The following is a 14,448-nucleotide window of genomic DNA, read 5'->3' on the forward strand; positions in this document are numbered from 1 at the left end:
CCTAGTTAAACCATGATTCGCGCGCTTTCATAATAAGTTGACCTGCTTTTTCGGCATCCAGACCGTCGATATCCGCGATATCATCGGTTGCCTGATCTGCAAGATCATCCACGGTTACCACACCACGAGCTGCGAGAGCCTGCGCGATCTCTGCTGTCATGCCTTCCATTGCAACAAGTTCTTCACTTGGCGCTTGTACGTTTTCTTGCTGTTGTAATGCATCAGCAAGTGCAAGTTCTTTCGCACGGCTTTGCAATAACTCAACCAGCTCAGCATCCAGTTCGATTTCATCAAACGTTTCAGCAGGCACGTAAGCAATTTCTTCAAGCGAGGTGAAGCCCATTTCTACCAGCGCCATCGCCAAATCTTCAGCAATATCCAGACGGGTAACAAACATGTCCAGGTATTTTTGTGCTTCGCTTTGTTGACGGGCGTAGTATTCTTCTTCCAGCATCATATCCAGCTTATAGCCAGTCAGTTCCGATGCCAGACGTACGTTTTGACCTTGTGAACCAATCGCACGGGCCAACTGGTCACTGGTTGCAAAAATAATATCGGCAGTATGGGCATCTTCATCGATGACAATACTCGATACATCTGCTGGTTCCAATGCACTTGCGATATATTGCGCAGGATCATCCGACCAAACGACCACATCAATACGCTCGCCATTGAGCTCTTGCTGTACCGCCTGGATACGTGTACCACGCATACCAATACAAGCTCCCACCGGATCAATACGATGGTCATTGGTTTTCACTGCAATTTTAGCACGGACACCCGGCTGGCGGGCTGCGGCCTTAATTTCAATAATTTCTTCCGTGATTTCCGGAATTTCTTTTTTCATCAGTGCGATCAGCATTTCTGGCTTAGCACGTGACAATAAAAGCTGTGCACCACGGCCTTCACGGTTCACATTATAAAGAATCGCATTTACGCGCTGCTTCGGACGCAGAATCTCCTTCGGAATCATTTCTTCACGCGCCAGATAAGCTTCTGCATTGTCACCGAGGTCAATGATAAAGCCATCTTTGGTTTGTTTTTTCACTTCACCATAGATAAGTTCACCGACTTTGGATTCATAGGCATCCGCCACCAATGCGCGTTCTGCTTCACGAATCTTCTGCACAATCACCTGCTTGGCAATCTGCGCGGCAATACGACCGAAATCAATCGATTCAACTTCCAGTTCACGGATGTCACCAATCGACCATTTTGCAGGATCGACATCAGAAATCGCATCCTGGCAAGCCGGCATTTCATGATCTTCATCTGCAACGACTTCCCATTGACGGAAAGTACGATAGTCACCGGTTTTACGGTCAATTTCCACACGAAGACGAGCTTCTTCCGAGTGAGTTCCCTCGTAGAATTTCTTCTTAGTCGCTGCAACCAAAGCTTGTTCTAGCGCTTCAAAAATTGCTTCACGACTTACACCTTTTTCGTTACTAACCGTTTCAACGACGGTAAGAATTTCACGTGCCATAAGTCACCTATTTGTTCAGATTCTTATTGATTTGATTAATCTTGATAAACCAAATTTGCTTTATCGATATTGTGACTGTCGATATCCAAAATCTGCTGTTTTTCTACTTCAACTTGAATCATTTCATTTTCAAGATTGACTGCAACCAGTTTGGCCTGGAATTTACGACGGTTATCGACTGCACTAATCAGACGAAGCGCTACCGTCTGACCGATATAGCCTGACATCTGCTGCAACTCGAAGAAGGGACGATCCCAGCCAGGTGAAGAAACTTCAAGTGAATATTCGCCCGAAATTGGATCATGTACATCCAGTATGGCTCCAACCTGCTGTGTCACACGTACACAATCCTGAACCCCAATACCGCGCCCCTGTTCAACTTCACCATCTTCATTGATCACAGGTTCAGCATTATCCTCAACCGGACGGTCAATATAGATGCGTAATAATGAACGTTTGCCCTGTGGCAGGAACTCAATCCCCCACAGATTTACCTCACAGGCTTCAACTGCGGGTGCAATCAAGTCCTGAAGTGCTTGAGTTTTATTTGATAGCTTCATTTACTCTCGTCATCTGGTGCGAATTTATGATCTATTTGACCACTACAAACCAATACAAACTATAGTAGTAGTGAAACATGGAGATTTGACCAAATAATGTCGACACTACACGATAGCCAATAAAAAAGGGCGTAAATCGCCCCAATTAATGCACAATCCAGATCTTTTTCAAATCCCACTGTGCAAAAAGGCCCACCTTGTTGTGAGCCTCTTTTAAGAAACTTGGTAGCGGGAGCTGGATTTGAACCAACGACCTTCGGGTTATGAGCCCGACGAGCTACCAGACTGCTCCATCCCGCATCAACGTGCAAAAATTATATACAAAAGATGAGAGCTTTTCAATCATAACTGCATCATTCTGCATATTTGTGATCTGTCGCTGAAAAATTGGTAGCGGGAGCTGGATTTGAACCAACGACCTTCGGGTTATGAGCCCGACGAGCTACCAGACTGCTCCATCCCGCATCAGCGTACAAATAACATTCAGCCTAATATAGACTGCTCTTAAAGTTTGCATCTTTAAAAGATTGGTAGCGGGAGCTGGATTTGAACCAACGACCTTCGGGTTATGAGCCCGACGAGCTACCAGACTGCTCCATCCCGCAACAACATGCAAATTATTTTCTCAACTTAAATCAGATTTAAGCTGCCTTTTAAAAGTTTGCCTCTTTCAAAAGGATTGATTGGTAGCGGGAGCTGGATTTGAACCAACGACCTTCGGGTTATGAGCCCGACGAGCTACCAGACTGCTCCATCCCGCATCAACAGAAGTTTTGCTGCACATCACCAACTTATATTCTGGATTCATAAGTTGGTGCGGAGGGGGGGACTTGAACCCCCACGCCCGAAAGCACTACCACCTCAAGGTAGCGTGTCTACCAATTCCACCACCACCGCAGCTGTGACGCATTCTAGTCGCATCACCGGAAAAAAGAAAGGTTTAATTCAGATTATTCGGTTTCTTGGGGTGCAGTTGGTGAAGTTTCAACCGGTTGTGCCGGAGCAGCTGAAACCGATTGCACCGAGGACAAACTGTAAGCATCGGTAGTTTGTTTCTTGGCGAAAATCGCCAAGGTGATGCTGGTAACAAAGAATAGCGCTGTAAAAACAGCAGTTAAACGAGTCAGAAAATTACCAGAACCTGAGGCACCGAAGATCGTCGCTGCACCACCGCCGCCAAACGAGGCACCAGCATCCGCACCTTTACCATGCTGAACCAAAATCAAGACAATCATCAAAATCGCTAAGATAATATGTACTACCAGCACAAAAGTTTGCATGCTGAACTCCTCATTATTGTGTATTTGCAAATGCTTGAGCAATTTGAAGGAATGACTCAGCATTGAGTGATGCACCACCCACCAATGCCCCGTTGATATCCGGGCAGGTTGCTAACTCTACTGCATTTTCCGGTTTTACACTACCACCATATAAGATCGCAATTGTTTCGCCATAACCGGTAATCTGGCTTAAGCCTTGACGGATTTGCGCATGCATGGCCTGTGCATCCTGTGGAGAAGCAGTTTTCCCGGTGCCAATCGCCCAGATCGGCTCATAGGCAATAACGATGCGTTTCCACTGCTCTGCTTCGACCACCGCTGCAATATCACAAATCTGCTGCAATACCACTGCTTCGGCCTGCCCTGCCTCACGTTGTTCCAGACTTTCACCGACACAGTAAATCACGGTAAGCCCAGCATTCAGGGCATTTTTTATTTTGGCCTTTAAAATCTCAACGGTATCTGCAAACAGCTCACGACGCTCAGAATGACCGACCAGTACATACCTGATGTTGCTGTCTGCCAGCAACTCAGCACTGACTTCACCGGTATAAGCCCCAGTACCTGGAATGCGTGATACATCTTGGGCAACTGTATACACTGCACGATTGGCTGTAGACAGTTGTGCCTGAATTTGAGTCAGCGCAATCGAAATCGGTGCTACTCCGAGATGACATTGCGCTTCAGCAATCGGCGCAATTTCCAGTAATTCCGTCATACTACGAACTAGAGCACATGCATCTGCCTGAACCGGGTTCATTTTCCAGTTCCCCACCACCCACGGGATAATCGCCGAAACCGACATAAACAACCTATTTTACTGACATATCTTGAGTTGGGCCCATTCTACACGGAATTGGAAAATTTAAAGAATAGTTTTATTGAGCAGATTTTTCACTTTTGGCGCTTCCAAATGGTTATTTTTTGTTATCAGGTAAAAAAACGCCGGCTTCTTCCGACCAGTTCAAAGTTTTAGTGAATAGTAAGAAGATGACAGCACTCTCAGCTATGGTATTTTTATACAACAAACGTATAATTTCAAAGATAGCAAATTAAAAAAATTGAACTAATAGGCATATTGAAGCATGACAGTATTACAGGGGACCCCGAGATTTACGGGGTTTATTCGTCGCTTAGTCGATGAAGGTGCATTATCGGCTGAAGAGATGCGGACTGCTTTGGACAAGGCCAAGCAGGAAAAAACGGATATCGTGGCGTATTTGATCGGCCACTATAATCTTTCTCCAACGACAATTGCCGAAACAATTTCAGTTGAATTTGCCGAGCCTTTATTTGATCTGGGGGCGTATGATTCTGGACAAATCTTACGTGAAGAAATAGATGAAAAATTAATTACCAAACACCGGGTTCTGCCAATTTTTAAGAGTGCCAATATCCTTTATATTGCCACCAGTAACCCGACCAATATTGAAGCCATTGATGCAATCCGCTTTGCCACCAAACTGAATATTGAAAGTATTATTGTTGAATACAATAAACTGGAAAAACTGATTGAACAGAATTTCACCGAAGAAAGCACGTTTGATTTTGATGACAGTTTTGATCTCGATCTTGATGTCGAAGGCAGTGAAATCTCGGATAAAGAAGACGAGGAAGACCAGGAAAAAGGCGAAGAAGCTCCTATTGTTAAATATATTAATAAATTGCTGATTGATGCAATCCGGATGGGTGCATCGGATCTGCATTTTGAGCCTTATGAAAAGATATACCGGGTTCGTTACCGAGTCGATGGGGTGCTGCGTCAAATTGCCACGCCACCTTTGCAATTAGCTAACCGTTTAGCCTCCCGCTTAAAAGTCATGTCACAAATGGATATTTCTGAAAAGCGTATTCCCCAAGATGGCCGTATCAAATTAAAGCTCTCCAAAAATAAAGCAATCGACTTCCGTGTGAACTCACTGCCTACCCTGTTTGGGGAAAAACTGGTACTGCGTATTCTGGATCCGTCCAGTGCAATGCTGGGAATTGATGCCTTGGGTTATGAGCCTGAACAGAAAGCCCTGTTTATGGCAGCCTTGGAGAAACCTCAAGGCATGCTATTGATTACCGGTCCTACCGGTTCGGGTAAAACCGTTTCCCTGTATACCGGCCTGAATATCTTAAACCGTGAAGATACCAATATTTCAACGGCCGAAGATCCGGTCGAGATTAACCTGCAAGGGATTAACCAGGTCAACGTCAACAACAAGGTCGGCCTGACCTTTTCCGCTGCACTTAAATCCTTCCTGCGTCAGGACCCGGATATTGTCATGGTCGGTGAGATTCGTGATCTGGAAACGGCTGAAATTGCCATCAAGGCGGCACAAACCGGACATATGGTCATGTCCACACTGCACACCAACAGTGCACCGGAAACCCTGACTCGTTTACGCAATATGGGAGTTCCTTCTTTTAATATTGCAACCTCAGTCAACCTAGTCATTGCCCAGCGTCTGGCCCGCCGTCTATGCGCACAATGTAAAAAACCAGCCGATATTCCGAAGCAGAGCCTCTTGGAGATGGGCTTTACCGAAGAAGATCTCCAACACCCGGAATTTCAGATTTATGAACCGGTTGGCTGCAATGAATGTCGAGAAGGCTATAAAGGTCGTGTCGGCATTTATGAAGTTATGAAAGTAACACCAGAAATTTCAAGAATTATTATGGAAGATGGCAATGCAATTGAAATTGCTCAGGCTTCTGCACATGCAGGTTTTAACAACTTACGTCGATCAGGTTTAATGAAGGTTATGCAGGGGGTGACGTCCTTACAGGAAGTCAATCGTGTAACCAGCGAATGATCAGATGCAAATATAAAATAAGGATAAACATATGGCGGCAGTAAAAAAAGGCCAGATGATGCCGGTCTTCAGTTATGAAGGCATTGATCGCAAAGGGGTGAAGATCAAGGGGGAATTACCGGCACGCAATATGGCGCTGGCAAAAGTCAACTTGAGAAAACAAGGCATCAGCATCAAGACTATTCGACAGAAGAGAAAGAATATTCTTGAAGGCTTGATGAAAAAACGGGTCAGCACCCTGGATATCACGATTTTTACCCGGCAGCTGGCGACCATGATGAAAGCGGGTGTACCGTTGGTTCAAGGCTTTGAAATCGTGGCAGAGGGACTAGAAAACCCCGCTATGCGTGAAGTCGTGCTTGGTATTAAAGGAGAGGTCGAAGGCGGTAATACCTTTGCAGGTGCCTTACGTAAATATCCACAGTATTTTGACAATCTGTTCTGTTCGCTGGTGGAATCCGGTGAGCAGTCGGGTGCTCTGGAAACCATGCTCGACCGTGTCGCCATCTATAAAGAAAAGAGCGAGCTGCTAAAGCAGAAGATTAAAAAGGCCATGAAATATCCCATTGCAGTCATCGTTGTTGCTGTAATCGTGACTATTATTCTGATGGTTAAGGTCGTACCGGTCTTCCAGGAGTTGTTCTCCTCCTTCGGCGCCGATTTGCCTGCCTTTACCCAGATGGTGGTGAATATGTCAGAGTGGATGCAGAAGTATTGGTTCCTGATGATTATTGCCATTGCAGTTGCTATTACCGCATTTCTGGAAGCCAAGAAACGCAGTAAAAAATTCCGGGACTTTCTGGATAAAGCTGCACTTAAGGCACCGATTTTTGGTGACCTGGTTTATAAAGCGATTATTGCCCGTTATAGCCGTACCTTGTCGACGACTTTTGCTGCCGGTGTCCCACTGATTGATGCATTAGAATCGACAGCTGGAGCGACTAATAATGTGGTCTATGAAGATGCAGTCATGAAAATTCGCGAAGATGTCGCAACCGGGCAGCAGCTGCAATTTGCCATGCGTGTGACTGACAAGTTTCCTTCTATGGCCGTACAAATGGTCGCAATTGGTGAAGAATCAGGCGCCCTAGATGCCATGCTGGATAAAGTGGCAACCCACTATGAAAATGAAGTCGATAATGCTGTCGATGGTCTTACTTCCATGATGGAGCCTCTGATTATGGCCATTCTGGGTGTGCTGGTCGGTGGTCTGGTGATTGCCATGTATCTTCCAATCTTCCAAATGGGCTCTGTGGTTTAATGCAAGACCTTATTTTTTATTTTTCTCACAATCCGACTGCGCTTTATCTCGCAGTTGGGCTTTTTAGTCTCTGTATCGGCAGTTTTTTAAATGTGGTGATCTATCGCACGCCAAAAATGATGGAACAGGAGTGGCGTACTGACTGTCAGCTGTTCCTGCATCCTGATCAGCCCATCATTGATGAAAGTAAAATCACCCTCAGCAAACCCGCCTCAACCTGTCCAAAATGTCAGACGCCAATTCGCTGGTATCAAAATATTCCAGTGATGAGCTGGATATTATTGCGTGGTAAATGTGGTAACTGCAAACATCCAATCAGTATTCGCTATCCTTTTATAGAACTGTTAACTGCGATTTGTGCACTGATCGTTGTGGCAGTATTTGGTCCTACCCTACAGATGCTCTTTGGCCTGGTATTAACCTATGTGCTGATTACCCTGACTTTTATTGATTTTGATACCCAACTCTTACCCGACCGTTACACCTTGCCACTGGCAGCGCTGGGCCTCGGGATTAATAGTTATGCCATCTATACCTCCGCAAGTTCGGCCATCTGGGGGTATATTCTGGGCTTTTTATGTTTGTGGGTGGTGTATTACCTGTTTAAAGTGGTGACGGGCAAGGAAGGCATGGGCTATGGAGACTTTAAGCTGCTGGCAGCTTTAGGTGCCTGGATGGGCCCCCTGCTTTTACCGCTGATTGTGTTATTGTCTTCTTTGGTCGGGGCAATTATCGGGATTATTCTGCTCAAGATCCGTAAAGAAAATCAGCCCTTTGCTTTTGGTCCTTATATTGCCATTGCTGGCTGGATCGCCTTTTTATGGGGCGAACAGATCATGCACATTTATTTAGGTCAGTAAATTGAAATTTGTACTCGGTTTAACCGGCGGTATAGGCAGCGGAAAATCTGCTGCCAGCCAGTGGTTTGATGTGCAAGGTATTGCTGTTGTGGATGCCGACATTGTGGCCCGTGAAGTTGTCGACATTGGCCAACCGGCACTGTTGCAAATTCAGCAGGCCTTTGGAGACTGGGCCTTGTTTGAAGATGGCTCACTCAATCGCCGTGCTTTACGCGAACACATTTTTCAATCGCCTGAAGCACGAAAAACCCTAGAAAACATTACGCACCCTGCAATTCGCAGCTCGATTATTCAACAGTTACAGGCAGCACAGAGCCCTTATGTGATTCTGGTCTCACCGCTGCTGTTTGAAACCAATCAGCATGAACTGACCCAGCGCAACTTATTGATTGATGCTTCAATTGAGCTGCAGATCGAGCGGGCATCGCAACGTGATGGACAGAATATAGAACAGATTCAAAAGATTATTGCAGCACAAATGTCTCGTGAACAGAAACGTGCCATGGCTGACGATATTGTATTGAATGATGGTGAGCTTGAACATCTGTATGCCCACCTGATGCCATTGCATGAAAAATATCTAAGCATGGCAGCTGAAAACCAGGAGCCTAATCTTTAGATCATACAACTGGCATACAACAGCAGCCTTCCCCGCAGCACACTGCCGCGCTCAGGAACTTAGACCTAAGCTGCTGAATCTCTATAACGTTATCATTCTGTCTTTCGTTATTTATGAAGGATTTAGCCGATATAGCTTAGCTATGGACTCAACCCTAGATTTTAAGTCCAGCTTTAATCTCTTTCATAGTGGAAAGCAGCTTAAGATAAAAACAGATCTCGTTAGGCCTGCTTTTTCTGTTCTGCCAGTTTTTGACTGAGGCTATCTTTGTGGGTGAACCAGCGCCAGGGTTGTAATGCACCTATCGCCATCCCGATCAGGCCACACACCATGGCCAGGCTGAGTGGTTCATTTAATAAGGGTACAGCCAAAATTGCAGCAATAAATGGCGCCAGATTGGTGATACTTCCTGCCTTAAATGCCCCAAGACGCTTAATGGCTTCTACATAGCTTAAGGTGGCAATCATCACCACAAATATCCCATGAAAGATGGTCTGGAACAGCAAATGCTGGGGTTCTGGCACATTTAAATGTTTGGGTAAAAAGAGCAGGTAAACCGGCACATACACCACCGCTGACCAGATCGCGACACCACTCATTGCCTGCCAGGCGGTAAGCTGATATTTACGCAATAACACGGTAAAAATTGCCCAGAGGATGGCGCTGATAAAAAACAGAAAATCCCCTAGCCCGAATGCCACTCCGGTCTCCTGATACATCAAGGTGCTCATCACACACAGCACGATAACCATAATGATCAGACTGGCCCAGGTATGCTTATCAAAAGCTTGCCCCATCAGGAAAAAGGCCATGATTGCCGTACAAATCGGAATACAGCCATTCAAAAAAATTGCCGCATGCGCAGTGGGCGCATAATGAAAGGCACTATAGGCAAACAGGCAGTAAACAACCCCACCGATCATTGCCAGTATAAAAGGCTCTTTTTTTAATAAAAAGCCCGCCTCTTTGCGGTACAACAAGATCGGCATCAGGATCAGAAAAGCCAGAGAAAAGCGCAGTGCAACTATATCCCAGGCACTGATCTGCCAAACTGCATTCAGACGGGCGGTCAAGGTAAAACCGCCCCAGATACACATGGTCGTAATTAAAAAGAAATAACCTTGTGTGCGAGTCGATAGAGCCATGAGTAATTAAGTATTACGCTGACGGCAGGCTTCATACAACGCCATCCCAGTTGCCACACTGACATTCAGACTTTGTAAATTGCCAGCCATCGGGATATAGACCATCTGATCACATTGGCTTTGGGTAATAGGACGCAGGCCGGTATCCTCCGCCCCCATGACGATACATACTGCGGTTCCGGTGAAATCAAAATTCTGGATTGGCAACGCTTTTTCATCCAGCATGGTGCCAACTACACGCACATTAAACTCATCTTTGATTTGACCCAAACTGCGCGCCAGATTGGTGACCTGAATAAATTTCACCTTTTCCGCCCCACCTGCAGCGACTTTACGTGCAGTTGGCGTCAGACTGGCTGAACGGTCACGTGGCACAATCACAGCCGCTACGCCCATTGCAGCCGCAGTACGGATACAGGCACCCAGATTGTGCGGATCTGTAACCTGATCGAGGGCCAGCAGCAAGGCTTGGTTATTTTCCTTGAGCAACTGCTCCAGATCTTTTTCATTCAAGGTCGGATGTGGACGTACCGCTGCCACCACCCCCTGGTGAAAAGGCAGACCTGCCAGTTTTTCCAGCTTGTCACGACTGGCCTGCTGGATACTTACTCCAAACGGCTCAGCCAGCTCCAGCACCCGCTTCAAGCGCTGGTCATCACGACCTTTCAGCGTAAAAAGCGTCAAGACACGTTCAGGCTCCAGCTCCAGCAATGACTCTACTGAATGTACGCCATAATAATACTCAGGTTTAGCCATGAACGACCTCGAAATCAGTGAAGAAAAAGACAAAAAAAGAAAAATCCTGCAAAGCCAACTTCACAGGATTTCCATATCACGCCTAGTTTAACTGATTCAAATGAAAATTTCTTGATCGGTTACAGCTCATCTTGCGGTGTATTTAGCCTTCAAAATGGCAAACATAGTCCAGCACATCATCTGTTTCAATCTTGAAGCGGCTGTTGCCGGCTACATAGAAAGACTGACCCGCGCGAAATAGCTCTTTTTCTTCACTGTCGCCGATCTGCACGCGGCATTCACCTGAAATGATTTCCATACGCTCAGGGACATGCGTTTCAAATGTTAATGCATTTTCTGAAGGTAAAATTACCCCTAACGTTTTTTTGGTGCCATCTTCAAACTGCACCACATGGCTGATGCATAGTCCGCCAAAATACACATTTGATTTTTTAAGTACAGATACATGATCAAACTGCGCTGACATGCGATTTCTCCAGATAAAGCATTTTGTAATATTTTGATTGTTGTAGTTTAAATGTGCCCCTACAACTAATCAATCAAAGTTTGTCGGACTTGAATGAAATTCTTCAGCCCTCGGAGGCTGCCTGTGCCATTGACAATTTTATTGCAGTAAATTCCCGCTCAACCGGTGATTTTTCCTATCATTAAGCAGCCTCTGCATTCACTTCAGGCCTTAAACTAAGTTTTCTTCATGTCAAATATATGAAAAAAATTAATAAGTTTCTGCAGTCAAATCTGAAGATGCAGAACAACACGATCAAATAAGCGTGTATTAATCACTAAAATTTAAGATAGAATGAAAGCGATCTATCCTGATTTATAATAACAGCCGTGTTGCTATAGTAGAGCAACCTACTTGCTATTTCATTCAAACTTTTCGCAGCCCGGATGCGTTTATGCTGACACATTTAACTCTGATCAATTTTGCTTTGGCCGAGCATCTTGCTATTGATATTAAACAAGGTTTTAACGTTCTTACTGGCGAGACCGGCGCAGGAAAATCCTTATTGCTGGATGCCTTGTCGGCTTGCCTGGGTGAGCGAACCGACACCAATTATGTGCGGTATGGCACAGAAAAAGCAGATGTAACCGCCACCTTTAGCTATCAGGAAAACAGCCCAGAGGCAATCTGGTTAAAAGAGCATGAACTAGATGATGAGTCAGGCGAAATCCATTTACGCCGGGTGATTTTTGCCACCGGTCGCAGTAAGGCCTGGATTAATGGCCGTCCCAGCAGCCTGTCTGAGCTCAAAGAAATTGGCCGTTTGCTGGTACAACTTTACAGCCAGCATAGCCAGCAGCAATTACTGGAACCACCTTATCCTAAACACTGGCTAGACCGTTACAGCAATTTCTATGCGCCTGCTCAGGAGGTACGGGATGCCTACAGCAGCTGGCAAAAAAATATCCGGCAACATCAGGCAGCTCTAGATGCCCAGGCAACGCGTAAGCAGCGCATGGAAACGCTGGAGTTACAACTCGAAGAGCTCGAAGAAGTCATCCAGACGGATTATCAGGAAATTGAACAGGAATTTGACCGTCTCTCACACCATGAAGCTATTATGCAGGATTGTGTCTACAGCCTGACTGGCCTGGATGAAGGCGAACAGAATATTTCTCAGGAACTGGCTTCAATTTTACGGCGGATGGAAACCCATGCTGGCCGCAGTGAACAGCTCTCTGACATATATACCTCTTTACTGAATGCGCAAAGTGAACTCGAAGATGCGACGGCGAATTTACGCCAGTTTATGGATCGGCAAAGTTTTGATCCAGCGCGGATGGAAGAATTAAACCTCCAGCTGGAAGTGTTTCACCGTTTAGCACGTAAATACCGCACCCAGCCTGAGCTGCTCAAAGAAGAGTATGAAACCTGGCAGGCCGAGCTGGAACAGTTGCATCAGCTGGAAGATCCGGAAACTCTGGCGGAGCAGGTCGAAGTCTCTTATCAGGAGTTCCTGAACAAAGCCCAGCATCTGGATCAGATTCGCCGTGAGGCGGCTGAACCTCTGGCAAAAAAACTGACCGAGCAGGTCAAGCTGCTGGCTTTGCCGGAGGCACATTTTGAATTTAAGTTTGAGCCTTTAGAGCACCCTTCCAGCGAAGGCCTGAGCTTTATCCAGCTCTTGTTTACTGCCAACAAAGGCATTCCGGCCCAACCTTTGGCACGGGTCGCTTCAGGTGGTGAACTGTCGCGTATTGCCTTGGTCATGCAGGTGATGAATGCCGAAAAAACTGAAGCCGAAGTACTGGTCTTTGATGAAATTGATGTCGGCATTAGCGGTGGAACCGCAGAAGTGGTGGGACGTTTACTGGCGGATCTGGCACAACATGTACAAATTCTGTGTATTACCCATCAGGCACAGGTAGCAGCACAATCTGACCAGCATCTGCTGGTGAAAAAGCGTCAGACCAATCCGGCCAGCAGCACAATCATCGACCTGAAAGAAGATGATATTATTCAAGAACTTGCTAGAATGACTGGCGGTGTAGAAATTAATGAAACCACCTTGCAGCATGCACGGCAGCTACGGCAGTTAAAGTTTCAGCAGGTTTAAGAAATGACGGTCATCACAAAAAACAGTTGGTGAATTGACAAAGCTCTAGTAACGTAATAATGAATATCATAGGATTTCTCTGCAAAGAAATTGATTTCAAGGAGAATTGCTCAGGTGACTAAACAATATCTGGCCCATCGTTGTCTGATTGCTCCCCCCCATGCAAATGACGATTTTTTTGCCCATACCGTAATTTATCTGGCCCGCCATGATGAAGATGGCGCACAGGGGATTATTATTAATCGACCGACGGGTATTCAGATTAAAGAATTGCTGAATGATCTGGATATAGAAGCAGATAACGTCAACCCACATGAAGTACTGCAAGGTGGACCTTTACGCCCTGAAGCCGGTTTTGTGCTGCATACCGGCCAGCCAACCTGGCACTCTTCAATTGCTGTGGGGGAAAATGTCTGCATTACCACCTCCAAAGATATTCTAGATGCCATTGCGCATAATGAAGGCGTAGGCCGTTACCAGATTGCACTCGGTTATGCCAGCTGGGGCAAGCATCAGCTGGAAGAAGAAATTGCGCGTGGTGACTGGCTAATTTGCGATTCCGATATGGATCTGATTTTTGATCTGCCCTATGACGACCGTTGGGATGCAGCTTATAAAAAGATCGGTGTAGATCGCAGCTGGTTTTCTTCCGAGATTGGCCATGCCTGATTTAGCATCTCAAACCATTATGGCCTTTGATTTTGGTACCCAAAAAATGGGCATGGCTGCGGGTCAGGCCCTGATTGAAAGTGCCTATCCCCTGCCTTTATTTCCGATGAAAGACGGCATTCCGGACTGGGCAGCCTTATTAAACATTGTAAAAACCCATCAACCGCATCTTTTTCTGGTGGGTCTACCTTTAAATATGGATGACAGCGAGTCCGAGCTGTCGACACGCGCACGCAAATTTGCCCGCCGTTTACGTCATCAGACCAATATTCAGACTCTGATGGTTGATGAGCGCCTCACCACTCGAGAAGCACGGGATGAACTGGATTATTACCAGGCGCAGGGTCGCGGCAAGAAACTGTCGGCAGACAGCATTGCAGCTGCCTTGCTGATTGAGAGCTGGTATCGTCATCCGGCTGGAATTCAGCCTTAAGTCCTCATCATGGTGTC

14 protein-coding genes and 5 tRNA genes are annotated in these 14,448 nt (G+C 46.0%); 7 read left to right on the forward strand and 12 right to left on the reverse strand.

Going from position 1 to position 14,448, the window contains the following annotated elements:
• Position 1 precedes the first annotated feature (1 nt).
• The 9 genes from nusA to tpiA form a co-directional block, all read right to left on the reverse strand.
• A complete protein-coding gene (gene nusA, locus E5Y90_RS12595) occupies positions 2 to 1,486 on the reverse strand; it encodes a transcription termination factor NusA (protein ID WP_151204969.1) in 1,485 nt (494 codons plus the stop codon).
• A gap of 35 nt (positions 1,487 to 1,521) precedes the next feature.
• Positions 1,522 to 2,046, reverse strand: coding sequence for a ribosome maturation factor RimP (rimP, locus tag E5Y90_RS12600; RefSeq protein WP_151204970.1), 525 nt, complete (start codon positions 2,044 to 2,046; stop codon positions 1,522 to 1,524).
• Positions 2,047 to 2,269: 223 nt separating this feature from the next.
• Positions 2,270 to 2,346 (reverse strand) — tRNA-Met (locus E5Y90_RS12605).
• Between the two features lie 88 nt (positions 2,347 to 2,434).
• Positions 2,435 to 2,511 (reverse strand) — tRNA-Met (locus E5Y90_RS12610).
• Positions 2,512 to 2,574: 63 nt separating this feature from the next.
• Positions 2,575 to 2,651, reverse strand: a tRNA-Met gene (locus tag E5Y90_RS12615).
• A 79-nt stretch (positions 2,652 to 2,730) separates the two neighbouring features.
• Positions 2,731 to 2,807, reverse strand: a tRNA-Met gene (locus E5Y90_RS12620).
• Positions 2,808 to 2,858: 51 nt separating this feature from the next.
• Positions 2,859 to 2,943, reverse strand: a tRNA-Leu gene (locus tag E5Y90_RS12625).
• Between the two features lie 53 nt (positions 2,944 to 2,996).
• Positions 2,997 to 3,326: a preprotein translocase subunit SecG gene (gene secG / locus E5Y90_RS12630; protein WP_174660359.1), complete on the reverse strand. Its 330-nt coding sequence runs from the start codon at positions 3,324 to 3,326 to the stop codon at positions 2,997 to 2,999.
• Between the two features lie 13 nt (positions 3,327 to 3,339).
• Positions 3,340 to 4,131, reverse strand: coding sequence for a triose-phosphate isomerase (gene tpiA, locus E5Y90_RS12635; protein ID WP_174660360.1), 792 nt, complete (start codon positions 4,129 to 4,131; stop codon positions 3,340 to 3,342).
• 280 nt (positions 4,132 to 4,411) lie between these two features.
• Here tpiA and pilB point away from each other — a divergent pair, with 280 nt between their 5' ends.
• The 4 genes from pilB to coaE are packed head-to-tail and all read left to right on the forward strand — an operon-like array spanning position 4,412 to position 8,867.
• A complete protein-coding gene (gene pilB, locus E5Y90_RS12640; RefSeq protein ID WP_174660361.1) occupies positions 4,412 to 6,127 on the forward strand; it encodes a type IV-A pilus assembly ATPase PilB in 1,716 nt (571 codons plus the stop codon).
• Positions 6,128 to 6,158: 31 nt separating this feature from the next.
• The gene (locus E5Y90_RS12645; RefSeq protein WP_174660362.1) at positions 6,159 to 7,388 is read left to right on the forward strand and encodes a type II secretion system F family protein; all 1,230 of its coding nucleotides are present in this window, start codon (positions 6,159 to 6,161) and stop codon (positions 7,386 to 7,388) included.
• The gene (locus E5Y90_RS12650; RefSeq protein ID WP_151204975.1) at positions 7,388 to 8,248 is read left to right on the forward strand and encodes a prepilin peptidase; all 861 of its coding nucleotides are present in this window, start codon (positions 7,388 to 7,390) and stop codon (positions 8,246 to 8,248) included. The genes E5Y90_RS12645 and E5Y90_RS12650 overlap by 1 nt, the downstream gene beginning before the upstream one ends.
• 1 nt (position 8,249) lies before the next feature.
• Positions 8,250 to 8,867: a dephospho-CoA kinase gene (gene coaE / locus E5Y90_RS12655; RefSeq protein ID WP_174660363.1), complete on the forward strand. Its 618-nt coding sequence runs from the start codon at positions 8,250 to 8,252 to the stop codon at positions 8,865 to 8,867.
• A 221-nt stretch (positions 8,868 to 9,088) separates the two neighbouring features.
• Here coaE and E5Y90_RS12660 read toward each other — a convergent pair whose 3' ends face one another.
• From E5Y90_RS12660 to E5Y90_RS12670, 3 genes are all read right to left on the reverse strand, one after another.
• The gene (locus E5Y90_RS12660) at positions 9,089 to 10,012 is read right to left on the reverse strand and encodes a DMT family transporter (RefSeq protein WP_174660364.1); all 924 of its coding nucleotides are present in this window, start codon (positions 10,010 to 10,012) and stop codon (positions 9,089 to 9,091) included.
• Positions 10,013 to 10,018: 6 nt separating this feature from the next.
• Positions 10,019 to 10,768, reverse strand: a complete 750-nt coding sequence (gene rlmB / locus E5Y90_RS12665) for a 23S rRNA (guanosine(2251)-2'-O)-methyltransferase RlmB (RefSeq protein WP_174660365.1) — start codon at positions 10,766 to 10,768, stop codon at positions 10,019 to 10,021.
• 142 nt (positions 10,769 to 10,910) lie between these two features.
• Positions 10,911 to 11,234 (reverse strand): pyrimidine/purine nucleoside phosphorylase, encoded by a 324-nt coding sequence (locus E5Y90_RS12670; protein WP_151205572.1) that lies wholly within the window; start codon positions 11,232 to 11,234, stop codon positions 10,911 to 10,913.
• A gap of 433 nt (positions 11,235 to 11,667) precedes the next feature.
• On the opposite strand from E5Y90_RS12670, the gene recN reads away from it, so the two are divergent.
• From recN to ruvX, 3 genes are all read left to right on the forward strand, one after another.
• Positions 11,668 to 13,329, forward strand: a complete 1,662-nt coding sequence (recN, locus tag E5Y90_RS12675) for a DNA repair protein RecN (protein WP_174660366.1) — start codon at positions 11,668 to 11,670, stop codon at positions 13,327 to 13,329.
• A gap of 114 nt (positions 13,330 to 13,443) precedes the next feature.
• Complete coding sequence (locus E5Y90_RS12680) at positions 13,444 to 13,998, forward strand: YqgE/AlgH family protein (protein ID WP_151205574.1); 555 nt, start codon at positions 13,444 to 13,446, stop codon at positions 13,996 to 13,998.
• Positions 13,991 to 14,431, forward strand: a complete 441-nt coding sequence (gene ruvX, locus E5Y90_RS12685) for a Holliday junction resolvase RuvX (protein ID WP_174660367.1) — start codon at positions 13,991 to 13,993, stop codon at positions 14,429 to 14,431. The genes E5Y90_RS12680 and ruvX overlap by 8 nt, the downstream gene beginning before the upstream one ends.
• Positions 14,432 to 14,448: the final 17 nt, after the last annotated feature.

Origin of the sequence: Acinetobacter sp. 10FS3-1 (genome assembly GCF_013343215.1) — a bacterium.
GTDB classification, from domain to species: Bacteria; Pseudomonadota; Gammaproteobacteria; order Pseudomonadales; family Moraxellaceae; genus Acinetobacter; species Acinetobacter lwoffii_C.